The organism is Mycolicibacterium sp. CBM1, from assembly GCF_054073305.1.
On the sequence record NZ_JBSXPP010000003.1, the window covers coordinates 75,182 to 97,405 of the forward strand.

At 68.1% G+C, this 22,224-nt stretch carries 22 protein-coding genes and 1 tRNA gene; 9 read left to right on the forward strand and 14 right to left on the reverse strand.

Features of this window, described 5'->3' with window-relative positions; genetic code table 11:
- The first annotated feature begins 44 nt into the window (after window positions 1-44).
- From ACXDF8_RS04875 to ACXDF8_RS04885, 3 genes are read left to right on the forward strand one after another with little or no spacing between them, the layout of a single operon-like run.
- Window positions 45-626, forward strand: coding sequence for a TetR/AcrR family transcriptional regulator (locus ACXDF8_RS04875; protein ID WP_457222130.1), 582 nt, complete (start codon window positions 45-47; stop codon window positions 624-626).
- A complete protein-coding gene (locus tag ACXDF8_RS04880) occupies window positions 623-2,182 on the forward strand; it encodes a glycerol-3-phosphate dehydrogenase/oxidase (RefSeq protein WP_457222131.1) in 1,560 nt (519 codons plus the stop codon). The genes ACXDF8_RS04875 and ACXDF8_RS04880 overlap by 4 nt, the downstream gene beginning before the upstream one ends.
- 28 nt (window positions 2,183-2,210) lie before the next feature.
- A complete protein-coding gene (locus ACXDF8_RS04885; protein WP_457222132.1) occupies window positions 2,211-2,690 on the forward strand; it encodes a DUF1003 domain-containing protein in 480 nt (159 codons plus the stop codon).
- 67 nt (window positions 2,691-2,757) lie between these two features.
- Here the strand turns inward: ACXDF8_RS04885 and ACXDF8_RS04890 are convergent, their stop codons facing one another.
- From ACXDF8_RS04890 to aceE, 7 genes are all read right to left on the reverse strand, one after another.
- Window positions 2,758-4,179: an acyl-CoA carboxylase subunit beta gene (locus ACXDF8_RS04890; protein ID WP_457222133.1), complete on the reverse strand. Its 1,422-nt coding sequence runs from the start codon at window positions 4,177-4,179 to the stop codon at window positions 2,758-2,760.
- 57 nt (window positions 4,180-4,236) lie between these two features.
- Window positions 4,237-5,499: a 3-oxoacyl-ACP synthase KasB gene (gene kasB, locus ACXDF8_RS04895; protein ID WP_457222134.1), complete on the reverse strand. Its 1,263-nt coding sequence runs from the start codon at window positions 5,497-5,499 to the stop codon at window positions 4,237-4,239.
- A gap of 35 nt (window positions 5,500-5,534) precedes the next feature.
- Window positions 5,535-6,785: a 3-oxoacyl-ACP synthase KasA gene (gene kasA / locus ACXDF8_RS04900; protein WP_457222135.1), complete on the reverse strand. Its 1,251-nt coding sequence runs from the start codon at window positions 6,783-6,785 to the stop codon at window positions 5,535-5,537.
- Window positions 6,782-7,078: a meromycolate extension acyl carrier protein AcpM gene (acpM, locus tag ACXDF8_RS04905; protein WP_047331275.1), complete on the reverse strand. Its 297-nt coding sequence runs from the start codon at window positions 7,076-7,078 to the stop codon at window positions 6,782-6,784. Before acpM ends, kasA begins: the two co-directional genes overlap by 4 nt.
- 89 nt (window positions 7,079-7,167) lie before the next feature.
- Window positions 7,168-8,085, reverse strand: a complete 918-nt coding sequence (locus tag ACXDF8_RS04910; protein ID WP_457222361.1) for an ACP S-malonyltransferase — start codon at window positions 8,083-8,085, stop codon at window positions 7,168-7,170.
- Between the two features lie 151 nt (window positions 8,086-8,236).
- Complete coding sequence (locus ACXDF8_RS04915) at window positions 8,237-9,517, reverse strand: PucR family transcriptional regulator (protein WP_457222136.1); 1,281 nt, start codon at window positions 9,515-9,517, stop codon at window positions 8,237-8,239.
- 129 nt (window positions 9,518-9,646) lie between these two features.
- The gene (aceE, locus tag ACXDF8_RS04920; protein WP_457222362.1) at window positions 9,647-12,436 is read right to left on the reverse strand and encodes a pyruvate dehydrogenase (acetyl-transferring), homodimeric type; all 2,790 of its coding nucleotides are present in this window, start codon (window positions 12,434-12,436) and stop codon (window positions 9,647-9,649) included.
- A gap of 151 nt (window positions 12,437-12,587) precedes the next feature.
- On the opposite strand from aceE, the gene ACXDF8_RS04925 reads away from it, so the two are divergent.
- From ACXDF8_RS04925 to ACXDF8_RS04940, 4 genes are all read left to right on the forward strand, one after another.
- Window positions 12,588-13,157, forward strand: a complete 570-nt coding sequence (locus ACXDF8_RS04925) for an Rv2240c family protein (RefSeq protein WP_457222137.1) — start codon at window positions 12,588-12,590, stop codon at window positions 13,155-13,157.
- 83 nt (window positions 13,158-13,240) lie between these two features.
- On the forward strand, window positions 13,241-13,669 hold the full coding sequence (locus ACXDF8_RS04930) for a DUF3052 domain-containing protein (protein ID WP_457222138.1): 429 nt from the start codon (window positions 13,241-13,243) through the stop codon (window positions 13,667-13,669).
- A complete protein-coding gene (locus ACXDF8_RS04935; RefSeq protein ID WP_457222363.1) occupies window positions 13,669-14,130 on the forward strand; it encodes a peroxiredoxin in 462 nt (153 codons plus the stop codon). Before ACXDF8_RS04930 ends, ACXDF8_RS04935 begins: the two co-directional genes overlap by 1 nt.
- Before the next feature lie 46 nt (window positions 14,131-14,176).
- A tRNA-Val gene (locus ACXDF8_RS04940) sits at window positions 14,177-14,248 on the forward strand.
- Between the two features lie 43 nt (window positions 14,249-14,291).
- Here the strand turns inward: ACXDF8_RS04940 and ACXDF8_RS04945 are convergent.
- The 3 genes from ACXDF8_RS04945 to ACXDF8_RS04955 all read right to left on the reverse strand — a co-directional run bounded on the left by ACXDF8_RS04945 (window position 14,292) and on the right by ACXDF8_RS04955 (window position 15,652).
- The gene (locus ACXDF8_RS04945) at window positions 14,292-14,645 is read right to left on the reverse strand and encodes a DUF6319 family protein (protein ID WP_457222364.1); all 354 of its coding nucleotides are present in this window, start codon (window positions 14,643-14,645) and stop codon (window positions 14,292-14,294) included.
- A gap of 207 nt (window positions 14,646-14,852) precedes the next feature.
- On the reverse strand, window positions 14,853-15,089 hold the full coding sequence (locus ACXDF8_RS04950; protein ID WP_457222139.1) for a hypothetical protein: 237 nt from the start codon (window positions 15,087-15,089) through the stop codon (window positions 14,853-14,855).
- 326 nt (window positions 15,090-15,415) lie between these two features.
- Window positions 15,416-15,652: a hypothetical protein gene (locus tag ACXDF8_RS04955; protein WP_457222140.1), complete on the reverse strand. Its 237-nt coding sequence runs from the start codon at window positions 15,650-15,652 to the stop codon at window positions 15,416-15,418.
- Window positions 15,653-16,141: 489 nt separating this feature from the next.
- Between ACXDF8_RS04955 and ACXDF8_RS04960 the strand changes: the two genes are divergently transcribed.
- Complete coding sequence (locus ACXDF8_RS04960; RefSeq protein ID WP_457222141.1) at window positions 16,142-17,329, forward strand: glycoside hydrolase family 183 protein; 1,188 nt, start codon at window positions 16,142-16,144, stop codon at window positions 17,327-17,329.
- Window positions 17,330-17,401: 72 nt separating this feature from the next.
- Here ACXDF8_RS04960 and ACXDF8_RS04965 read toward each other — a convergent pair whose 3' ends face one another.
- On the reverse strand, window positions 17,402-19,114 hold the full coding sequence (locus tag ACXDF8_RS04965; RefSeq protein ID WP_457222142.1) for an amidohydrolase: 1,713 nt from the start codon (window positions 19,112-19,114) through the stop codon (window positions 17,402-17,404).
- 57 nt (window positions 19,115-19,171) lie between these two features.
- Here ACXDF8_RS04965 and ACXDF8_RS04970 point away from each other — a divergent pair, with 57 nt between their 5' ends.
- Window positions 19,172-20,134, forward strand: a complete 963-nt coding sequence (locus ACXDF8_RS04970) for a cobalamin biosynthesis protein (RefSeq protein WP_457222143.1) — start codon at window positions 19,172-19,174, stop codon at window positions 20,132-20,134.
- Here ACXDF8_RS04970 and ACXDF8_RS04975 read toward each other — a convergent pair.
- From ACXDF8_RS04975 to ACXDF8_RS04985, 3 genes are read right to left on the reverse strand one after another with little or no spacing between them, the layout of a single operon-like run.
- Complete coding sequence (locus ACXDF8_RS04975; RefSeq protein WP_457222144.1) at window positions 20,088-20,915, reverse strand: SURF1 family cytochrome oxidase biogenesis protein; 828 nt, start codon at window positions 20,913-20,915, stop codon at window positions 20,088-20,090. The genes ACXDF8_RS04970 and ACXDF8_RS04975 overlap by 47 nt on opposite strands.
- Window positions 20,915-21,418, reverse strand: a complete 504-nt coding sequence (locus ACXDF8_RS04980) for a low molecular weight protein-tyrosine-phosphatase (RefSeq protein ID WP_457222145.1) — start codon at window positions 21,416-21,418, stop codon at window positions 20,915-20,917. The genes ACXDF8_RS04975 and ACXDF8_RS04980 overlap by 1 nt, the downstream gene beginning before the upstream one ends.
- A complete protein-coding gene (locus ACXDF8_RS04985) occupies window positions 21,411-22,121 on the reverse strand; it encodes an HAD-IA family hydrolase (protein WP_457222146.1) in 711 nt (236 codons plus the stop codon). The genes ACXDF8_RS04980 and ACXDF8_RS04985 overlap by 8 nt, the downstream gene beginning before the upstream one ends.
- Window positions 22,122-22,224: the final 103 nt, after the last annotated feature.

A 22,224-nucleotide genomic window follows, 5' to 3' on the forward strand; every position in this document is an offset into this window, starting at 1 on the left:
CAGTAGGGTGCGGGCTTCGTCGCTCATGCGTTACAGTATTACAGATGCTGTCAATCAGTAACGATGAGTCGGTGGACATCGCCGACCGCATACTCACCGCGGCGGCCACCTGCGTGCGGGACTTCGGGGTGGAACGGGTCACCCTCGCCGAGATCGCACGGCGCGCGGGTGTCAGCCGTCCGACGGTGTATCGACGCTGGCCGGACACCCGCACGATCGTGGCAGCGCTGCTGACCGATCGGATCACCGGGGCCTGGCGTGCGGTGCCGGCCCGGCAGCCAGGTCGCGCCGGGCTGGTCGAGCGCGTCGTCACGGTGGCCCGGCGGCTGCGCCGCGACGAGCTGATCGCCGCGGTGCTGCGGACCGCGCCGGATCTGGCGATGGTCTACATCACCGGCCGCCTGGGCACCAGCCAGCAGATCCTGATCGACCTGCTCGCCGACGAACTCCGCACCGCCCAGGCTGAGGGCAGCGTCCGGGACGGCGATGCGCGGCAGATGGCAGCCATGGTGCTGCTCATCGCGCAGTCGGCCACCCAGTCGGGCGCCATCGTCGAGCCGCTCCTCGATTCGGATGCGCTGTCCGCCGAACTCGACCACGCCTTGAACGGATACCTCGCGCCATGAGCGACCGCACCGCCCTCAACGCCGCCCGACGCGCCGCCGACCTGAGTGCGCTCGGTATCGGTGAACCGGTCGACGTCGTGGTCATCGGCGGCGGCATCACAGGCACCGGCATCGCACTCGACGCGGCCAGCCGCGGCCTGTCCGTCGTGCTGGCCGAGAAGCACGATCTGGCCTTCGGGACCAGCCGCTGGAGCTCCAAACTCGTCCACGGGGGACTGCGCTACCTGGCCACCGGCAACGTCGGCATCGCCCGGCGCAGTGCGCTCGAGCGCGGAATCCTGATGACGCGCAACGCCCCTCATCTGGTGCACGCCATGCCGCAGCTGGTTCCGCTGCTGCCGTCCATGGGCGGTGGGCAACGAGCCCTGGTACGCACCGGCTTCCTCGCCGGTGATGCGTTGCGGCTGCTGGCGGGCACCCGGTCGTCGGTACTGCCACGCTCACGGCGCATCGACGCCGCCCGCGCCGTCGCGATGGTGCCGACGGTGCGCCGCGAGGGCCTCGACGGTGCGCTGCTGGCCTACGACGGCCAGCTCGTCGACGACGCCCGGCTGGTCGTGGCCGTCGCCCGCACCGCCGCGCAGCACGGGGCCCGGATCCTGACCCGGGTCTCCGCGCGGTCGGCCACTGGTACCTCGGTGCGACTCGTCGACGAACTGACCGGCGAAGAGCTGACGGTGCGGGCCCGCGCGGTCATCAATGCGACCGGGGTGTGGGCCGGTGACGTGGACCCCGCGATCACCCTGCGCCCCAGCCGGGGAACGCATCTGGTCTTCGACGCCGCAACATTCGGCAATCCGACTGCCGCACTGACGATTCCGATTCCGGGGGAGGTGAACCGGTTCGTATTCGCAATGCCCGAGCAGCTGGGCCGGATCTACCTCGGTCTCACCGACGAGGACGCGCCCGGGCCGATTCCCGATGAACCCCAACCCACCCCGGCCGAGGTGAATTTCCTGCTGGGCACCGTCAACACCGCACTGGGAACGGCGCTGACCCACGACGATGTCCTGGGCGCGTACGCAGGCCTGCGCCCGCTCATCGACCTCGCGGACCGGCGACCCGAGGGTGAGCCGGGCCGCACCGCGGACCTTTCCCGGGAGCACGCGGTGATCGAATCCGAATCCGGGATGTTCAGCATCGTCGGCGGCAAGCTCACCGAATACCGTTACATGGCGCAGGACGCCGTCGACCGTGTGTTGGCGGCTCGGTTCGCCGTCGCGCGGCCGTGTCGCACCCACAATCTCCCGCTGGTGGGGGCAGCCGCCAATCCCGTTGCCACCCTTCGGACGACGAGTGAGATTCCCGGCTCTCTGGTTGCGCGCTATGGCGCCGAATCTCCGAACGTCATCGCGTCGGCGCGCTGCGCACGGCCCACCGACCCGGTCGCCGACGGCATCGACGTCACCCGCGCCGAGTTCGAATTCGCCGTCACCCACGAGGGTGCGCTGAGCGTCGACGACATCCTGGACCGCCGAACCCGCATCGGATTGGTGGCTGCCGACCGGGAATCCGCCGTGAGCGCCGCCGAGGAACTGCTCGCCGCGGTGCGTTAGGCGGCGCGGCGCGTGCGACCATGCCCTCATGCCGAAGATCTATGAGTACAAGCGTCATCCCCGCGCCGCGGAACTGCACGCGGGCAGTCCGGTCCGCACGCGCGACAGCCGCAGGTTGAACCACCCCAACCTTTGGGTCCGCTTCAACGCGAAGTTCGGATTGCTCATCACGGTCACCGTCGGCACCATGTGGACCGCTTACGTGTTCACCGCATTGGCTCTGTTCGCCTTGCCCGACGCGGTCAAGCAGGGCACCTACTACGTCGTCGTGTGGCTGTCGAGCAGCTTCCTGCAACTGGTCCTGTTGCCGATCATCATCGTCGGCCAGAACATCCAGGCCAAGGCCGCCGACAAGCGGGCCGAGGAGACCTACAAGGACGCCGAGGCAGTGCTCAAGGAGGCCGAACAGATCCAACAGCACCTGCTCGCCCAGGACGAGGTCATCGCGGGCATCCTCAAGCACCTGCAGGGCACACCACCGGCAGCCGCCGCACCGACGACCGCCTGACGGCGACCGTTCATGGCCGACCGCCACGACGAGGAGCCCGCCGTCGCGGCCAAGACCGGGGGGCCGGTTACAGCGGGATGTTCTTGTGCCGTCCGCGCCGTGCCGGTGCCTCGGCGAGAGCCTGGGTGAGCTTGCTGCGGGTGTGCGCCGGGTCGATCTTCTCGTCGACGACGCCGATCTCGACGGCGCTGTCCACGCCACCGGCGATCCGCTCGTGCTCGATCGCCAGCTCCTCGTGCAACGCGTCGCGCTCGTGGTCCGGCGCGGCGGCCAGTTTCTTCTTGTGCAGGATGCCGACGGCGGCCTTGGCGCCCATCACGGCGACCTCCGCGTCTGGCCAGGCGAAGACCTTGGTGGCGCCGAGTGACCGGGAATTCATCGCGATGTAGGCGCCGCCGTATATCTTTCGGGTCACCAGCGTGACCCGGGGAACGGCGGCCTCTCCGAAGGCGTGCAGCAGTTTGGCGCCGCGGCGCACTACGCCGCCCCATTCCTGGTCCACGCCGGGCAGGTAGCCGGGGACGTCGACGACGACGACCAGCGGGATGCCGAAGCCGTCGCACAGCCGCACGAAACGTGCTGCCTTCTCGGCGCTTTCAGAGTTCAGGCAGCCGCCGAGCCGCAGCGGGTTGTTGGCGATCACCCCGACGGTGCGGCCGGACAGCCGGCCGAGGCCGACGACGATCGACGGCGCCCACTTGGCCTGGAACTCTTCGAACGGAGTGTCGGCGTCGAGGAGCGCCTCGACCAGCGGATGCACGTCGTAGGCGCGGCGCGGGGATTCCGGAAGCAGAGCATGTAGGTCGGTGTCGCCGGCCTCGGCCTTGCTGCGGTCGAAATGGCCCTGCTGGCTGAACAATCCGACCAGGCGGCGGGCGCGCGCGTAGGCATCGAGCTCGTCGTTGGCGACGATGTGGCACACGCCGGACTTCTTGTGGTGGGTGTCGGGGCCGCCGAGGGACGCCATATCGACGTCCTCGCCGGTCACACTGCGCACCACGTCCGGGCCGGTGACGAAGACGCGGCCCTCGGTCGCCATGATGACGATGTCGGTCAGGGCCGGCCCGTAGGCGGCGCCGCCGGCGGCGAAGCCCACGACGACCGAGATCTGCGGGATGTAACCGGAAGCCCGGATCATCGCCTCGAAGACCAGTCCCACCGCGTGCAGCGCCCGCACCCCCTCGGCGAGCCGGGCACCGCCGGAGTGCCAGATTCCCACGATCGGGCTCTGCTCCTCGATGGCGGTGTCGTAGGCGTTGACGATGTGCTCGCAGCCCTCGACGCCCATGGCGCCGCCCATGACGGTGCCGTCGGTGCAGAAGGCGACGGTGCGCACCCCGTTGACGGTGCCAGCCGCGGCGAGGACGCCCGAGCGGTCACGCTCGTGCAGCAGCTCGACGCTGCCGTCGTCGAAGAACGCCGAGAGCCGCAACATCGGGTCGCGGGGATCGAGTGATTCGCCGACGGCCTGAGGGACCATGATCGTCATCTACATCTCCTTAGTGCGCGCCGGATGTCACTCAAGCACTGTCAGCGCTGATTGCGTCTAGTACTTCCCGAAGGCGATCGCGACGTTGTGACCACCGAATCCGAACGAGTTGTTGATCGCGTACTGGTAGTTGCCTGGCCGGGGTTCCCCGGCCACCACGTCCAGATCGATCTCCGGATCGAGGTTGCGCAAGTTGAGCGTGGGCGGCACGACGCCGTCCCGCAGCGCCAGCACGGTGAGGATCGACTCCACCGCGCCGACGGCACCCACCGAGTGGCCTAGCGCCGATTTTGGTGCGTAGACCGCCGGCCGGTGGTTGCCGAGCGCGTTGTTGATGGCCTTACCCTCCGCGACGTCGCCCACCTGGGTGCCGGTCGCATGAGCGTTGATGTGGTCGATGTCCGACGGCTGCAGGCCCGCGAGTTCGATCGCCCGGGTGATCGCATGACCTGCTTGCTCACCGTTGGGGTCGGGCGCCACGATGTGGTACCCGTCGGACGTGATCGCCGCCCCCATGATGCGCGCGAGGATGTTGGCCCCACGAGCCTTGGCGTGCTCTTCGGTCTCGATGACCATGAGCGCGCCGCCCTCACCGAATACGAACCCGTTGCGGTCCTTGTCGAACGGTCGGCAGGCACCAGCGGGATCATCGTTGGTGGTGGACAGCACGATGCGCATCTGGGCGAAGCCCGCGATCGGCACCGCTTCGATCCTGGTCTCGACGCCGCCACACACCGCGATGTCGGCTTCGCCGAGAACGATCTGGCGCCACGCCTGGGCGATGCCCTCCGAGCCGGAGGCACAAGCCGAGACCGGGGTGGTGACCCCGGCCTTTGCCTTGAGCTCCAACCCGACCGCCGCGGCAGGTCCGTTGGGCATGTACTTCTGCACGACCAGTGGTGAAACGGCCCGCAGTCCCTTGGTCCGCATGCCGTCGTATGCGAACAGCATTTCCTCGGTGGATCCCATGCCCGTGCCGATCGACACCATCAGCCGGCGGGTATCGATGTCCGGCGAGCCTGCGTTTTCCCAGACCCGCCGACCGAGCACGGTCGACATCCTCTGCAGGTACGACAGCCGCCGTAGTTCGACGCGTGTCAACTCGCTTTCGAAGTCTTCCAGGAGGTGTCCGCCGATGCGCACCGGTAGGTCGTACTCTTCGACGAACGGATCTTCCAGCTTGCGGATCCCGCTCTGCCCGTCGAGCAGATTCTTCCAAGTGTTCTCGGCATCAACTGCCAGGGCAGTCGTCATCGCGATTCCGGTGACGACGACGTTGGGGAAGCCGCTCCCCGTCGACAAACGCGTCAACCCTGCCATTACTTCCTGCTCGTCCTTTCCTCCGGGGACAGGTATCAGTAGCGCCCGAAGGCCAATGCCACGTTGTGGCCACCGAACCCGAAGGAGTTGTTGATCGCGTACTGGTAGTCGCCGTAGCGTGGCTCACCAGCCACGACATCCAGATCGATCTCCGGGTCCGGTGTTTCGTAGTTCAGCGTCGGCGGGATCACGCCGTCGCGCAGCGCCAGCACCGTGAGGATCGACTCGAGCGCACCGACCGCACCGATCGAGTGCCCGAGAGCCGACTTCGGTGCGTACACCGCGGCGTGCTCCACGCCGGCGACTCGCAGCGCGTTCGCCTCGGCGACGTCGCCGATGGATGTCGACGTGGCGTGCGCGTTGACGTGGTCGATGTCCTTGGGGGACAAGCCCGCCGTCTCCATAGCGCGCTTCATAGCGTGGCCGGCCCGAAGGCCGTCCGGAGCCGGAGCCACCATGTGGAAGGCATCGGAGGTGATACCTGCGCCCAGCAGCCGGGCCAGCGGTTTGGCACCGCGGGCCAGAGCGTGTTCCTCGGTCTCGATGATCATCATCGCGCCGGCCTCGCCGAAGACGAAGCCGTCCCGATCCTTGTCGAACGGACGCGACGCGCCCGCCGGATCATCGTTGCGGGTCGACATCGCACGCATCATCGAGAACGCCGCGATGGGCAGCGCCTCAATGCCGCCCTCGACGCCGCCGCAGACGGCGAAGTCCGCGTCACCCATGACGATCTGACGCCAGGCGTGGGCGATGGCCTCCGAACCCGAAGAGCAGGCCGAGACCGGGGTGATGACCCCGGCTCGCGCCCCCAGCTCCAGGCCGACGACCGCCGCCGCGCCGTTCGGCATGATCATCTGCACGGCGAGCGGCGACACCTTGCGGGGGCCGCCCTCGTTCATCAGGTCATAGGTCTCGACGATCTTCTCGCCACCACCGAGTCCGGTGCCGATGACCACCGAGAAGCGGTCGGGATCGACCTCGGGGGCACCTGCGTTCTCCCAGAGCTTCGCGCCGACGAACTTCGCCATCCGCTGCACGTAGGACATGCGGCGGAAGTCGAGGCGACCCATGTGGTCATCGACGGGGTCGGCGAGATGACCACCGATACGAACCGGCAGATCCCACTTGGTGACGAAATCGTCTTCGAGAACGCGGATGCCGCTCTCGCCGGCCAGCAAGCCCTTCCACGTGCTTTCAATGTCGCCCGCAAGCGCGGTTGTCGCGGTGACCGCTGTCACCACGACGCTGGGGAAACCGCCGTTAGCAGTGGAAGGTCTGGTCATTCCGCTGCAAACTTCTCACGCAGGGCGGCGGCAGCCTCGGGGTTCTCTTCTTCGAGCTTCTGGATGTAGCTGACGACGTCACCGACGGTGCGCAGGCCCGCGAGGTCCTCGTCGGGGATCTTCACGCCGTACTTGTCTTCGGTCTGCACGGCGATCTCCACCATCGACAGGGAGTCGATGTCCAGGTCGTCGACGAACGACTTCTCTGGGGTGACCTCCGAAGGCTCGATGCCGGTGACCTCTTCGATGATCTCGGCGAGGCCGGCGATGATTTCTTCCTGGCTGGCGGCCACAGTGTGGCTCCCTTCGTAATTGGTGGTGTTACTTCGTAAAACAGTGATGACGTGCTTTATGTGATTGTTCCGGGGGACGCCGGCTGCACTTACAGCTCGGTGAGTCCATCCAGATCTGCGGGTGCCTTGATGGCGTGCGTGGGTACGCCCCGAAGTTCGCGTTTGGCGATACCGGTCAGAGCACCCGCGGGCGGGAACTCCACAATCGCCGTGACCTCTGCGCCCTCGAAGAACTCGCGGATGGTCTGTGTGCAGAGATCCCAGCGCACCGGGCGGGTGAGTTGCGCGACGAGCTTCTCCATCGCGTCCTGTCCCGAAGATACCGGCTTGCCGTCGGAGTTGCTCAGCAGCGTGGTCGTCGGATCCGTGGCGGCGACGCCGGCGGCCGCGGCCGCGTAGCCGTCGAGCGCGGAGGCCATGTAATGCGTGTGGAACGCGCCGGCGGTGGCCAACTGGCGCACCCGGGCCTTGGCCGGGGGGTCCTCGGCGAGCTTCTCCAGGGCGGCAACGGCTCCGGCCGCAACGATCTGACCGGCGGCGTTGCGGTTGGCGGGGATCAGGTCCAGGGCCTCGAGACGAGCCAATACCTCGGCCTCGTCGCCGCCGAGAATCGCCGACATACCGGTCGGCTCGACGGCGCAGGCCTTTGCCATCTCGGCGCCACGGACCGCGGCGAGTTTCACCGCGTCGTCGGGGGAGATGACACCGGCAATGGCGTAGGCCGCGATCTCGCCGACGGAGTGGCCGGCGACGACGGTCTTGGCGGTGAATCCGCCGCGCTTGGTCAGTTCGGCGTTGGCCAGCAGGGTGGCCGCGACGACCAGCGGCTGGGTGACGGCGGTGTCGGTGATCTCGTCAGCCGACGCGCTGGTGCCCAGTCGGACCAGGTCCAGACCACTAATGTCGGACCAGGTGGCGAGCTGTTCGGCGACGCCGGTCAGCTCCAGCCACGGGGCGAGCATGCCGGGGGTCTGTGATCCCTGGCCGGGTGCGAGCACGGCGATCACGGGTTCTTGAGGCACTCATTAAGAAAACATTGTGAAACCGGATTTGCGGGGTGTAAGAGATTATGAACCTTGTCTTATGTTTTTGTTGGTTCTCCACAAAACTGCATGTGATGCGACTCCGCTGATATCTCGTCGCGATCTGCGCAGCGGGCTAATTGGTCCCCGTGGTGGCCACCCGCGGAGGTGTGAGCTGCACTACAGAACCGTTTCCCATGGTGTGGCTGGGCACCGGATATCCGAGTCGGCCGACGGTTGAGGCCACCCTCAGCACGTACGCATCGCGCGGCAGCGTGGGATCGCGGCCGGTGAAGTCGCCGATCCGCCTGAGTCGGTACCGGACGGTATTTGGATGAACGAACAGTTTTCGGGCGCAGGCCTCGATCGCGCCGCCGCTGTCGAGGTAGGCGTCGAGGGTTTCGGTGAGGGCTGGGCCGGCGTCGGCCAGCGGGCGCATGATCTCGGTGTGTAGTGCCGCGATCGCCGACGTGTCGCCGAGAAGCGCCCGCTCGGGCAACAATTCGCGGGCGAGCACCGGGCGCGGCGCGCCGCTCCAGCCGGCTACCGCGTTCATCCCCGAGATCGCCTCGCTGGCGCTGTGGTAGGCGGCGCTGAGCATCGGAGCGGTCGGCCCGATGACCACCGGGCCGGACGAGAACGCGCCGAGCAGGTCGTTGAAGAACTTGTCGGTGGGCGAGAGCTGGCCGGAGATGATCGTGATCAGCCACGTGCCGTGCACGTCGGCGAGTGCGGCGCGGTCGTGGCGCATCGCGATCTCGCGTACGTCCTGGCCGGCTAGCTCCTCGCGGCCGGCCGGCGGGGTGCCGACCAGGACGGTGGCCGGGGCGGTGGTGTCCCAGTTCAAGGCCGCGGCCCGCGACAGCAGTTCTGGGCCCGCATCACCACGCACGATGGCGTCGACGACGCTGGCTTCCATCCGGCTGTCCCACGACCCGCGGGCCTCGGCGGCGTCGGCGTAGGCGGCCGCCGCGGCGAACGCCAGGTCCCGGCTGTAGCGCAGAATGCCCACCGTGAGGGCGTTGAGCTGGTCCTGCGAGCGGGCCAGCAGGGGGACCACCTCTTCGAAGAACTCCATGGTCACCCGCACCATCTCAACGGTCTGGGCCAGTGCGATCCGGCGGGTCAGGTCCTGGGGCACCAGCTCGAAGGCCTGAGCCGTGTAGCCGACATCGCTGGTCGGGTTACGCATCCACTCGACGAAGTTGACCACCGCCGCCTGCACCACCAGCTGCACGCTGGCGCGCTGCGAGGCTTCCAGCTTGGCGAAGAACGGCAACCGCTCCTCCATGGCGTGCACGGCCTGGGTGGACAGCCGCCCGGAGTACTGCTTGAGCCGACGCAGGGTCGACTCCGGCACGTTCTCCAACAACTCCAGCGGAGAGCGCGGCGGATCGAAGGGTGGATTGTCGCTCACCCCTAAAATCTACGCCGAATTTGTGGCAGAACCCACCAAACGCCGGGTTCGCCGGTTTGCGCCGACTGTGCGGTTTCGTACACGACACGCCGCTGTCGGCGTACGAGGTTGCACAGTCGGCGTCCCAAACTATGCGACTCCGGGGTCGCTCGTCTGCTCCGGCGCCGCCATCACATCGTCAATCCGGTACTCCCGAGCCGCCGCCACCGCCACCGACGGGTCGATCTCCCCGTCGCGGGCCAGCGCCTCGAGCACCGCGACCACCACGGACTCGGCGTCGGTGTTGTAGAAGCGGCGCGCCGCCGGCCGGGTATCGGAGAAGCCGAACCCGTCGGTGCCCAGCGTGACGTAGGTGTTGGGCACCCAGGGGCGGATCTGCTCGGGCACGGCGCGCATCCAGTCCGACACCGCGACGACGGGACCTGCGGTGCCGTTGAGCGCCTGGGTCACATAGGGCACCCGGGCCGGCTGGTCGGGGTGGCGCAGCAGATCCTTCTCCACCGCCACACCGTCGCGGTTGAGCTCACCCCAGCTGGTCACCGACCACACGTCGGCCGCCACGTCCCAGCGCTCGGCGAGCAGGTCGGCGGCACGCAGTGCCTCCGGCATCGCCACGCCGGAGGCGAGGATCTGGGCGACGTTGGTGCGCTTCTGCGACGCCTGCCGATACCGGTAGATGCCGCGCAACAGCCCTTCTGGATCGAAGTCTGCCGGCTCCGGCGGCTGCGGGTAGGGCTCGTTGTAGATGGTCATGTAGAAGTACACGTTTTCCGGGTTCTCGCCGTACATCCGAGCCAGACCGCTCTCGATGATGTAGGCGATCTCGTAGGCGAACGACGGGTCGTAGGCCACCACCGCGGGGTTCGTCGAGGCCAGCAGCAGCGAGTGCCCGTCGGCGTGCTGCAACCCCTCACCGACCAGGGTGGTGCGCCCCGCCGTGGCGCCCAGCACGAAGCCACGGGCCATCTGGTCGGCAGCCGCCCACAGCCCGTCACCGGTGCGCTGGAACCCGAACATCGAATAGAAGATGTAGATCGGGATCATCGGCTCGTTGTGGGTCGCATACGACGTGCCGACCGCGGTGAACGACGCGGTGGAGCCCGCCTCGTTGATGCCCTCGTGCAGGATCTGGCCGATCTCGCTTTCCTTGTAGGCCAGCATCAGCTCGGCGTCGACCGCGGTGTAGAGCTGGCCGTTGCGGTTGTAGATCTTCAGGCTGGGGAACCACGAGTCCATGCCGAAGGTCCGGGCCTCGTCGGGGATGATCGGGACGATGCGGGGCCCGATGTTCTTGTCCCGCAACAACTCCTTGAATGTGCGCACGGTCGCCATGGTGGTGGCGACTTCCTGCGCGCCGGACCCCTTCTTGAGCGGCTTGTAGATGTCGCGCGGGGGCAACGTCAGGGCCTTGCTCTTGGTCCGCCGTTCGGGCAGGAATCCGCCAAGAGCACGCCGCCGGTCGATCAGGTAGCGGATCTCCGGTGCCTCTGGACCCGGGTGGTAGTACGGGGGCAGGTACGGGTTGTCCTCGAGCTGGGCATCGGAGACCGGGATCCTGATGGCGTCGCGGAAGTCCTTGAGGTCTTGCAACGCAAGCTTTTTCATCTGATGGGTGGCATTGCGGCCCTGGAAGTGCGCGCCGAGTGAGTAACCCTTGATGGTCTTGGCGAGGATCACCGTGGGCTGGCCCTTGTGCTCCGTCGCCGCCCGGTAGGCGGCGTAGACCTTGCGGTAGTCGTGGCCGCCGCGCTTGAGGTTCCAGATGTCGGCGTCGGACATGTCCGCGACCAATGCCTTGGTTCGCGGGTCCCGGCCGAAGAAGTGGTCGCGCACGTAGGCGCCGTCGTTGGCCTTGTAGGTCTGGTAATCACCGTCGGGCGTGGTGTTCATCAGGTTGACCAGCGCGCCGTCCTTGTCGGCGTGCAGCAGGGTGTCCCACTCGCGGCCCCACACCACCTTGATGACGTTCCAGCCGGCGCCGCGGAAGAAGGACTCCAGCTCCTGGATGATCTTGCCGTTGCCGCGCACCGGTCCGTCGAGGCGCTGCAGGTTGCAGTTGACGACGAAGGTCAGGTTGTCCAGGGCCTCGTTGGCCGCCACCTGGATCAGGCCGCGGCTCTCCGGCTCGTCCATCTCGCCGTCGCCGAGGAACGCCCACACATGCTGGTCGGAGGTGTCCTTGATGCCGCGGTCGTGCAGGTAGTGGTTGAACCGGGCCTGATAGATGGCGTTCATCGGGCCCAGGCCCATCGACACCGTCGGGAACTCCCAGAAGTCCGGCATCAGGCGCGGATGCGGGTACGACGGCAGCCCGCCGCCGGGGTGGCTGTGTTCCTGGCGGAAGCCATCGAGCTGATCTGCGGTGAGTCGTCCTTCGAGGAACGCGCGTGCATAAACACCGGGGGAGGCGTGCCCCTGGATGAACACCTGGTCGCCGCCGCCGGGGTGGGCCTTGCCGCGGAAGAAGTGGTTGAAGCCGACCTCGTAGAGCGCGGCTGAGGACGCGTAGGTGGAGATGTGGCCGCCGACGCCGACACCCGGTCGCTGTGCGCGGTGGACCATGATCGCGGCGTTCCACCGGATCCAGGCACGGTAGCGGCGCTCGACGTCCTCGTCGCCAGGGAACCACGGCTCAAGTTCGGTGGGGATGGTGTTGACGTAGTCGGTGGAGGTCAGGGCTGGGATCGCGACCCGCTGCTCACCGGCGCGCTCGAGCAGCCGCAACATCAGATAGCGCGCCCGAGCCGGCCCGGATCGGGCCAGCAGGTCGTCGAACGATTCCAGCCACTCCGCGGTCTCCTCGGCGTCGATGTCGGGCAGATACGACGCGACTCCTTCGCGGATCACCCGGACACGATCAGATTCGTTTGGGCTGCTTGAGTTTTGGGCCAGATCGTGGCGCGCGAACTCGGTGGTCAACATCAGCTCCTTAGTAGCTGGCGCAGGTTTTGCACCATCTGCCCCCTATCGTGCCGCACTCGAGGCCGTACCGACGAGTAGTGCCGTCGAGGCGCCCGGTGAATTTCTTGCGCCGTGCCGATTAGGACGGTGACCCGGTAACGTCCGAGCTGTGCTGATCAGAACGGCTCGCAGGCTGCGGATCGGTGGGCTGCTGATAGGCGCCGCCGCGGCAGTCACCGCCGGCGTGGTGGGCTGCACGACCGTCACCGGTGGTGATCCGTCGGTCAAGGCCGGCGACGCGCCGGCCTACCGGACCTCCATCTCGGTGTCGATGTCGCAGTCCGCGGCGTCCTCCAGTGCCCGCGAGTCCGAGCGGCAGGCCTCACTGACCACCCAGGCCACCCACGACACCTGCGAGACGTTGTCCACCACCAGCGCCGACGCGATCGACGCCGTCAACGCCTTCGTCGGGGCGTTCAATCAGGGCTCCGGCGACGTGTCGGCCACGGCGGGCCCGGCGGTCGATGCGCTCAACCAGAGCGCCGACGCGGTGGCGGGCAGCATCACCGATGCGGTCCCCCAGGACTTGAAGGATGCTTTCGCCAGCTGGGTGGACGGTGCCCGGGCGACCGCCAAGGCGATCACCGACAAGGCACCCCCCGAACAGTTCAACAAGACCATCAAAGATCTCAATGACACCAGGTCGAAAGCCCTGAGCTTGTGCGACGCGACGTACTGATTCCCACCGGACGGCGAGTTATCTCGCGTGTCGTGCGACGATAGGCCTAGACAGCCGACCCTGATTTGAAGGAGGTTCCGACGGTGGTCGCGGAGGGTGGCCCCCCGGGCTATGCCCAGAAGCTGGGCATCCAAAAAGATCAGGTCGTGCAGGAGTTGGGCTGGGACGAGGACAGCGACGACGACATCCGGGTCGCCGTCGAGGACACGGCCGGCGCGGAACTGCTCGACGAGGATGCTGACGAAGTCGTCGACGTGGTGCTGTTGTGGTGGCGCGACGGTGACGGTGACCTGGTAGACCGGCTGATGGATGCCATCGCACCGCTAGCCGACGACGGTGTCATCTGGGTGCTGACACCCAAGACCGGCAAACCGGGGCATGTGCTGCCGGCCGAGATCGCCGAGTCGGCGCCCACCGCCGGGTTGATGCAGACGTCCTCGGCCAACCTGGGTGACTGGAGCGCTAGCCGGCTGGTGCAGCCCAAATCGAAGGCGGCCGGGAGACACTCGTGATGGTCGGGGTCGGCAGCCCGGCCCCCGACTTCACGCTCAAGGACCAGAACGGTCAACCCGTCACGCTCGGCGGCTTCCGCGGCACCAAGAACGTGCTGCTGGTGTTCTTCCCGCTGGCCTTCACTCCCATCTGCCAGGGTGAGCTCGACCAGATTCGTGATCATCCGGGCGTGTACTCCAGTGGCGACACCACCACGCTCGCGATCTCTGTTGGCCCGCCGCCGACGCACAAGGTCTGGGCCGCGCAGAGTGGGTTCACGTTCCCGTTGCTCGCCGATTTCTGGCCGCACGGCGCTGTCGCCCAGGCCTATGGCGTGTTCAATGCCGACGCCGGGTTCCCCAACCGGGGCACCTTCGTCGTCGACCGCGACGGGATCATCCGGTTCGCCGAATGTAAGCAGCCTGGTGAGGCCCGAGACCAGTCCGTCTGGACCCAGGCCTTGGCCGCGCTGGACGCCTGAGCGGATTTTCCTGCACCCGCACCCGCCGTGTAACCTGCCCGGGCACGGGCGTGTAGCTCAGTGGTAGAGCTCTGGTTTTACACACCAGCGGTCGGGGGTTCGAAACCCTCCGCGCCCACCGAAACGTTTAGCGGACGGGATCGTCCGGGGCCGCCGGACTTTCAGTCCAGGCCGGCCAACGCCTTGCGGGCGGCTTCGAGTTCGGCTTCCAGCGCCGCGACCCTGGCGGCCTGCTGCGAGCGTGCTTCCTCGATGATGTCGTCGATCGGGGTGGACAGATCCTCGTGCAGTTCCTTGGCCGCCCGCGACACCGCCGCAGCCGCCACCGCGATGTCGCGCGCCAGATACGTGCTGCCCTGCTTGAGTTCCGCGCGCCAATCACCGTCAGCGGTCCCGGTCACGGTGAGGGTCAACTCCAGCGTCTTGGTCTTGCGGCCGGCCGCTTTGGCTCGTTTGGGCTTCTCCGCGGCAGCTTCGGGCGACGGCGTCGCAGCCGGTTCCGGGGCCGCGGGCATCGCAGCGCGCGTGTCGAAGGCGGTCGACGGGGCGGGTGCTGCCAAAGTGTCTACGGTCATCGTTGCGACGATCTCCTTGCGAATGGTGGTCAACGGCACTGACGTCATTAGAACACACGTTCGAGCACCTTGGAACGGGCCACGCCGCAAAAAATCCCGCCCGGACCGTACGGCCCGGGCGGGATTTGTGACGACGGTGTCGACGGACTACGGCGCGTAGCAGCGCTCGTCGCCGTTGTCGTTCAGCCAGCAGTTCGAGCTGATGAAGTGAGCGCCGGGGCCGGGCAGGTTGATGACGCAGGTGCCGTTCTCCAGGTGGTAGCCGTAGCCACAGCCGTCCGCGGCGCTGGCGGCGGGCGCGAAGCCCAGGCCCAGGGCGAGCGCCCCGGCGGCGAGGGTGCCGGCGAAGAGGCCCGCGGCGCGCTTGGTGATGTGTGCAGTCATGATTTCCTCCGAGTTGTGTTGTTTGTTGTTCTGGCGTTTTCGGTCCCGCTCCGGTTGAGCGATCCTTGAGAGAAATAGTGCGCCGGCTCACATTGGGTGTCTTTCCGCCAAGTGGCCAGTGCGAGGAGGAATTTCGGGTCCTCCGATTGGGGGAGGCCGGCGCACCGCGAAACCTCTGGTTGGGGTTGCTACCGCATCGAAAATGGCTGTGCTGCAATGACGCCCGCGGCGGTAGCGTCCGGATGGCAAAACGCACCCGCCCGGGCCAGATGGCCCGGGCGGGATTAATCAGGAAGTCTTCAATTGTGGGGTTGGGTCAGTGATGGCTAGTAGCAGCGCTGATCGCCGTTGTCGTTGATCCAGCAGTTGGGATGACCGGGATCGGCCTGGGCGCCCGGGCCGGGCAGGTTGACCACGCAGCTGCCGCCGTCGAGGTGGTAGCCGTAGCCGCAGTCCTGCGCGGCGCTCGCGGTGGGGGCAAAGCTCAAGCCGAGGGTCAGCGCGCCGGCGGCGACGGCACTGGCGAAAAGTCCTGCGGCGCGCTTGGTGATCTGTGCAGCCATCGTGTCCTCCGAGTTGTGGTCCCGCTCCTGCTGAGCCGGGCATGAGAGAAATACTGCGCCCGCACAACTCGGGTGTCTGTCCGCCAAGCGGACTGTGTGCCGGACGAATCGCGTGTACTCCGGTCGGGGGACGCCCGGCGGGTTGATACTGAACTGGGCGGACAAGAGGGGGGGCCTGAAATGCGTACAACGGCGTGCGTGGGTGCAATCGGTGGACTGGCCGTAGGGCTCGGATTGGGTGCGGCGGTGATGATCGGCTGCGGGACCGCGTCGGCTGAAACCGCCGGGCCCGGCTCATCGACGACTAACTCCGCCGCGAGTAAATCCGCCGCGACCGCCCGACCCGCCCAGGGGCGCTCGCAACGGCCGAAGTTCACCCCGGCCAGATCATCCCGGCAATCCGCGCCGCAACCCCCGAAACTAACGGCGAAGACGTTGTCCCGCACCGTATTGCGACCGGCATCCCAGCCTGCGCAGCCGGCGGTTACCGTGCCGCCGATCGCCACCGTCAGCACCGCCACCACCGCGCCGGTCACCACCAAAGTCGGCTGGGTGACCGGACCCGCCACCGCGACCCCGAGCCGGTTCGGTATCTACGGCACGGACGTCGGCATCATGTGGGACAACGGTATGACCGGCGCGAACCACCAGGTGCTGATGATCTTCGGGGACACCTTCAGCGGGCCGAACATGAGCGGAGCCTGGCGGTCCAACGTCTTGCTGAGGACCACAGACCCGATCGGGCGGGTATTCGCTCCCGGTTCCACCACCGATCCGTTCGCCGGATCTCCGCTGAGCTCATCGGGATTGTCCAAGCAGGCCATCGCTGGCAGCGCCCGCTACCTCGGCCCGCTCGGCTCGCAGGTGACGATCATCCCCACCGCCGCGATCTCGGTGCCGTACGACAACACCTACGGTGCAAGGCAATACGTCAACTTCATGTCCGTGCGATCCTGGGATTTCGGCGGCGCGTGGACCACCAACTACTCCGCGATCGCCTACTCCGACGACAACGGGCAGAACTGGACGGTCGCGCCGCAGACCATCCGGGCGGGCAGCTGGTTGCGCTCGTCGACCCCGTTCGTCTACGGAAACCAGAACTTTCAGCAGGGCGCGTTCGTCAAGCCGCCGGCCGACTCGCCCGACGCCGGATACGTCTTCTCCTACGGCACGCCGTCGGGCCGGATGGGATCGGCCTACGTCTCCCGAGTCGCGGAGGCCGACATTCTCGATCTGTCGAAGTACGAATACTGGAACGGCACCGACTGGACGGCCGGCAACCCCGACGCCGCGGTTCCGATCCTGCCGCCCACCAGGCAGAGCCAGTACGCCGGCGGGTTCCTGGGCCGGTTGGGACTGTTCTTCGGCGGCTGGGTCGCCGGGGTGTTCGGGGTGGGCGGCCCCAACGGCCACGTCAGCGAAATGTCGGTGCAGTACAACACCTACCTCGACAAGTACGTCGCCACGTACTCCAACGGCGTCGGCAGCGTCGTCATGCGTACCGCGGACTCGCCGCAGGGCACCTGGTCGTCGGCCACCACACTGGTGACTTCGCTGCAGTACCCGGGGCTGTACGCGCCCATGATGGATCCGTGGTCCGCCGGGCAGGACATCTACTGGAACCTGTCGCTGTGGGGCAGCTACAACGTCGTGATGATGAAGACGACGCTGGCCTAGGCCGGCGGGGCGAAGAACTCCAGCCGAGCCACCGAAGGTCATGCCGGACAACGATGTTGGGGCCGGTTCGGTTCAACAGCAGGTGTGGCGAGGCTGGTCGGCCAGGTGCGTGTGCCGGCCGGGATCGGCGGCGCCGACCGCGCCGAGGAACGCCGCGAGATCGATGCGTTCGCCGCTGAGCCACGTCCCCGCCACCTGAGCCTGCTGTGCCAGCTCGGCGGGGTCGACGGCGTACGGGTCGGCGGTGAGTTCGGTGAAATCGGCCAGCTTGCCGACTTCGATGGAGCCGACGAGGGTCTCGCGATGCAATGTGCGGGCCGCGTCGATGGTGTGCGCGCGCAACGCCTGATCCAGCGTGATCGCCTGGTCGGCGCCGTGCACATTGCCCGCCCGGGTGCGCCGAGTCACCGCCGTCTGGATGTTGAGCACCGGCGTCGGCGGCGACACCGAGCCGTCGTTGTGCAGCGACACCACCGCCCCGGAGGCCACCGCGTCGGCGAACGCCTGCCACCGGCCGCCGTGCTCGTGATCGAAGATCTGCCCGTCGAGCAGCTCGCCCCAGTAGTAGTACTGGAACGGGGCCATCGAGATGTGCACCCCCAGCGACGCCGCGCGGTCGAACTGGGCGCGGGTGCCTGCCCCGAGGTGTTCCAGCCGCCAGCGGTGGTCGGTGCCGATCAGATCGTGCCGATGCAACGCGGCCTCGTAGGCGTCGAGAGCGAGTTCGATCGCCAGGTCACCGTTGGCGTGGAACGCCATCTGCCAGCCCGCTGGAGCCGCGATGTCGAGGATGGCGTCGAGTTGTTCACGGCTGTAGTTCATCGAGTCGGCGCCGCCGGCCACCGCGGGGTCGATGCCGGCGGTCCGGGTGGCGTCGGTGCTCAGATAGGGGAAAGAGATAGCGATGTTGCCGATCCACGGCGAGCCGTCGGTCCACAGCTTCACGCCCCGCTTCACCAGCAACTCTTGCGGGGCAGCGAACGTCTCGGCGTCGTTGAAGGTACTGCTGGTCGACATCTCCCACATGCTGACGCGAAGTGGGCACGACGGGGCGGCGGCCAGCGCCTCGTAGGCTGCCTTGAGCTTCGGGTCATAGGTCATGTCGGAGGTCGACGTATAGCCGCCCCGCGCCATCCAGGCGTAGTACTCGGCGGCGCTGACCAGTGGGTTGCCCAGCTCGGCCAGGATCGGCCCGGCGACGGCCACCAGCACCGGCGTCTCGAACCCTTGCCCGGACAGGCTGCCGTCGGCATTTCGGCCGAAGTGGCCGCCGACCGGCTCAGCAGGTGGGTTGACGTCCCATCCGTAGCGCTTCATCACCGCGGTGTTGAAGTACACCCCGTGACCGGAGTTGTCGGTGACCACAGCTTGGCGGTCACCGAAGATGCGGTCGAGCTCGGGGGCCTTCGGCGAGGGACGCTGGTGCAGCAGCGCGTCGAACCCCGCGAAGAGCAGCGGTGTAGCGGGGTCGGTGTTGGCGACGGTCTCGGCGAAGATTGCTTCGATGTCGGTCCAGGTCGGGGCATCCCACGGGGCGACGGATCGGGCGGGCGGCTGGGTGGCCACGCCGCTCATCACCGGATGACTGTGCGGCTCAACGAATCCGGGCACTAGGGCGGCAACCCCGGTATTGATCACCTCGGCGTCGGGGAAGTCGGCCCGGCACTGCGCGGTCGAGCCCACCGCCGCGATCCTGCCGTCGGACACGACGACGGCCTCGGCGCGTGGCCGGTCGGGATCCATGGTGATGACTGTCCCGGCGGTGAGGATTCTGGTGTCGGACATGGGCCTCCTCGGGTCGGTCGGTCGAAGGCAGTACACCACGTGTGAGAGAGTGCCGGGGTGTTTGCGCGCAGACGGTGGCCGGCGGTGGGCATTCTGGTCGCCACCCTGGCCGACCTCGTGTTTGCCGACCCGGCCCGCGGTCATCCGGTGGCGGGGTTCGGTTGGTGCGCAGCCGCACTCGAAACGCGCACCTACCGCGACAGTCGTGCCGCCGGGGCGCTGCACACCGGTGTGCTGGTAAGTGCAGTGGCCGTCGCCGGTGTGGTGGCTCAGCGCAGCGTGCGGGGCCCCGCATTGGGTGCGCTGACCGCCGCCGCGACATGGGCCGCACTCGGCGGAACCACCCTGGCCCATACCGGCGACCGGCTGGCCGCCCTGCTGGCGGCCGATGACGTCGACGGGGCGCGCGCGCTGCTGCCGTCGTTGTGTGGACGCGACCCGGCGGCGCTGGACACCGCGGGGTTGGCCAGGGCCGGCCTGGAATCGGTGGCCGAAAACAGCTCAGACGCCCAGGTGGCGCCGCTGCTGTGGGCGGCGGTCGGGGGAGTGCCGGCGGTTCTGGCCTATCGCGGCGTCAACACCCTGGATGCGATGATCGGGCATCGCTCACCGCGCTATGGCCGGTTCGGTTGGGCGGCAGCGCGATTGGACGACATCGCGAACTACCTCGCGGCGCGGGTGGCCGGCGTCCTGGTTGTGCTGTGCGCGCCGGTGGTCGGTGGGTCACCGGCCGGTGCGTTACGGGCCTGGCGACGCGACGCCGCCCGCCATCCCAGCCCGAACGCCGGTGTGGTGGAGGCGAGCTTCGCCGGAGCGCTGGGTGTGCGCCTCGGCGGCCCGACGCAGTACCACCATCAGCTCGAGATCCGCCCCACCCTCGGTGACGGGCGGGTTCCGGGCGTGGACGACCTGCACCGCGCGGTGCGGTTGTCGCGGGCGGTTCAGCTGGCGGCGGCAGCCGTGGCGGTCGCGATCACTGCCGCCGGCCGTAGCGGTCGGCCAGCTTGTCTTCGACGGTGACCGGGCCTGCCGGCTTCGCGGCGGCGGTGGCGGCCGCCTGCGCCTCGCGGCGGCGGGCCTTGATCTCGGAGTAGGCGAAGTACCCGAGCCCGATCGGGGCGACGATCCCGAACGCGATCCACTGGATGCCGTAGGACAGGAACGGTCCGGAGTCCAGGTGCGGCAGCTCGGCGATGCCCAGCGAGCCCGGCTGGTTGTCCACCAGCTGCAGGTAGGAGCGGGTCAGCGGGACCCCGGTGACCCGCGTCGCCAGCGCGGTGTCGACGGCGTAGAGCTGGGTGACGCCGTTGTCCCGGAACGGAGGCTTGTCCGGCGGCGCGGTCTCGGAGTCCCGCAGCCGGGCGGTGATCGTCACCGTCCCGGACGGGACGACCGGGATCTCAGGCACCTTGGAGCCCTGGACGGGGCGGACATAGCCGCGGTCGACCAGCACCGTCGGTCCACCGTCGACCACGAACGGCACCAGGACCTCGAACGCCGGCTCACCGCCGACCACGCGCAGCCTGGCCAGCACCTGGGCTGGCGCGATATAGCGACCGGTGGCCGTCACCCGCCGCCACTGCTCGTCGGGTGCCGCCGAATCCTGATGGGGCAGAGCCGATGTCACCGGCACCGGATCGGCGTTCAACGACGCCGCGATCTGGCTGTTCTCCCGGTTGGTGCGAGTGTTTTTGCCCAGCTGCCACGGTGCCAGCACCGTGAAGCACAGGTAGGCGAACGCCACCACCACCAGCGCCAGGGCGATCCAGCCCGGTCGCAGCAGGAACGCCCAGCGCTTCATCAGCCCGCCAGTCCCTGCGCGGCCAGCTGTTCGTCGACCCAGGCGTGCAGCCCCGGCAGCGCCGCCTGGATCACGGTGAAGGTCTCCTCGAACTCGGTGTGGTCGCCGTAGTACGGGTCCTCGACGTCCTGGGCGTGGGCGCCCGAGCGCGGGTCGAACGAGCGCAGCAGTCGCACCCGTTCGGGCTCCACCCCGAGATGAGTCAACATCCGCAGGTGGTTGCGGCCCAGCGCGACCACCAGATCGGCGGCCAGGTGGTCGTCACCCACCTGCGCGGCGCAGTGCTGGGTGGGATATCCGTGTCGGCGCAGCACGGCGTTGGCCCGCTCGTCGGCGCCGTCACCGACATGCCAGTGGCCGGTCCCGGCGCTGGTCACCCGGACCGCGCGGGCCAGGCCACGCTGCGCGATCTGGTGGGCGAACATTTTCTCGGCCATCGGGGAGCGGCAGATGTTGCCCGAGCACACGAAGGTGACGTGCAGCGGGGCGGGGGAGTCAGACACCGAGCACCTCGCGCAGCGCGGGAACGGACGAGACGTGGGCGGCGGCGGTCGCCGCGGCGGCCGGGTCCGCGAAGTCCGTCGCCCCGTAACCCCAGCCCACCACCACGGTGCCGATGCCGTGTGTCGCCGCACCGTGCACGTCGTGGGCCCGGTCGCCGACCATCAGCACGCGATCCGGCACCGGTTCGAGCTGGTTCAGGGCATGTGCCACCACATCGGCTTTCGCCGAGCGCGACCCGTCGGGGCTGGCGCCGGCGATGACGTCGAAATAGCCGCTCAACCCGAAATGGTCGAGGATGCGCCGAGCGGTCGGCTCGGCCTTGGACGTGGCGACGGCCAACCGGACCCCGGCTGCGCGCAGGTCGGCCAGCAGCTCCGGAATCCCGTCGAACAGGCTGTTCATCGCCCAGCCGCGGCTGGTGTAATCGGCGCGATAGGCCGCGATGGCGTCGTCGGCCCGGTCGCCGAGTCCCATCCCGAGCAGGGTCTGGTGCATCGGTGGTCCGATTATCCGGCCGGCTAGGTCGCCGGCGGGGACTTCGGCGCCGACCGCATGCAATGCGTGCCGGAAACTGGCCACGATGCCCTCCGCCGAGTCGGTGAGGGTGCCGTCGAGGTCGAAGATCACCAATTGGGGTCGGGTAGCGGAGGCCGTGCGGGTCACCCGTCCATTGTCGCCGATCCCCGCGGGGAGCCGCCGCATGCCTCGGTTGCGGGCCCGCGCACTACTGTTCTTGACGTGGCGAAGGGAGCGATGAGCGCTTGCGCGAAGAGCAGATGACACGCGATGAGCGCTTGCGCGAAGA

Bases quoted from the DNA above. Each gene is read 5' to 3' on its own strand.
- kasA (WP_457222135.1), bottom strand. From the start codon at position 6,785: ATGACCAGACCTTCCACTGCTAACGGCGGTTTCCCCAGCGTCGTGGTG.
- ACXDF8_RS04950 (WP_457222139.1), bottom strand. From the start codon at position 15,089: ATGACTGCACACATCACCAAGCGCGCCGCGGGCCTCTTCGCCGGCACC.
- ACXDF8_RS04985 (WP_457222146.1), bottom strand. From the start codon at position 22,121: ATGCGGCGGCTCCCCGCGGGGATCGGCGACAATGGACGGGTGACCCGC.
- ACXDF8_RS04880 (WP_457222131.1), top strand. From the start codon at position 623: ATGAGCGACCGCACCGCCCTCAACGCCGCCCGACGCGCCGCCGACCTG.
- ACXDF8_RS04890 (WP_457222133.1), bottom strand. From the start codon at position 4,179: ATGACGATCATGGTCCCTCAGGCCGTCGGCGAATCACTCGATCCCCGC.
- ACXDF8_RS04975 (WP_457222144.1), bottom strand. From the start codon at position 20,915: ATGAAGCGCTGGGCGTTCCTGCTGCGACCGGGCTGGATCGCCCTGGCG.
- ACXDF8_RS04955 (WP_457222140.1), bottom strand. From the start codon at position 15,652: ATGGCTGCACAGATCACCAAGCGCGCCGCAGGACTTTTCGCCAGTGCC.
- ACXDF8_RS04875 (WP_457222130.1), top strand. From the start codon at position 45: ATGCTGTCAATCAGTAACGATGAGTCGGTGGACATCGCCGACCGCATA.
- ACXDF8_RS04885 (WP_457222132.1), top strand. From the start codon at position 2,211: ATGCCGAAGATCTATGAGTACAAGCGTCATCCCCGCGCCGCGGAACTG.
- ACXDF8_RS04965 (WP_457222142.1), bottom strand. From the start codon at position 19,114: ATGTCCGACACCAGAATCCTCACCGCCGGGACAGTCATCACCATGGAT.
- kasB (WP_457222134.1), bottom strand. From the start codon at position 5,499: ATGGCAGGGTTGACGCGTTTGTCGACGGGGAGCGGCTTCCCCAACGTC.
- ACXDF8_RS04945 (WP_457222364.1), bottom strand. From the start codon at position 14,645: ATGCCCGCGGCCCCGGAACCGGCTGCGACGCCGTCGCCCGAAGCTGCC.
- ACXDF8_RS04935 (WP_457222363.1), top strand. From the start codon at position 13,669: ATGGTCGGGGTCGGCAGCCCGGCCCCCGACTTCACGCTCAAGGACCAG.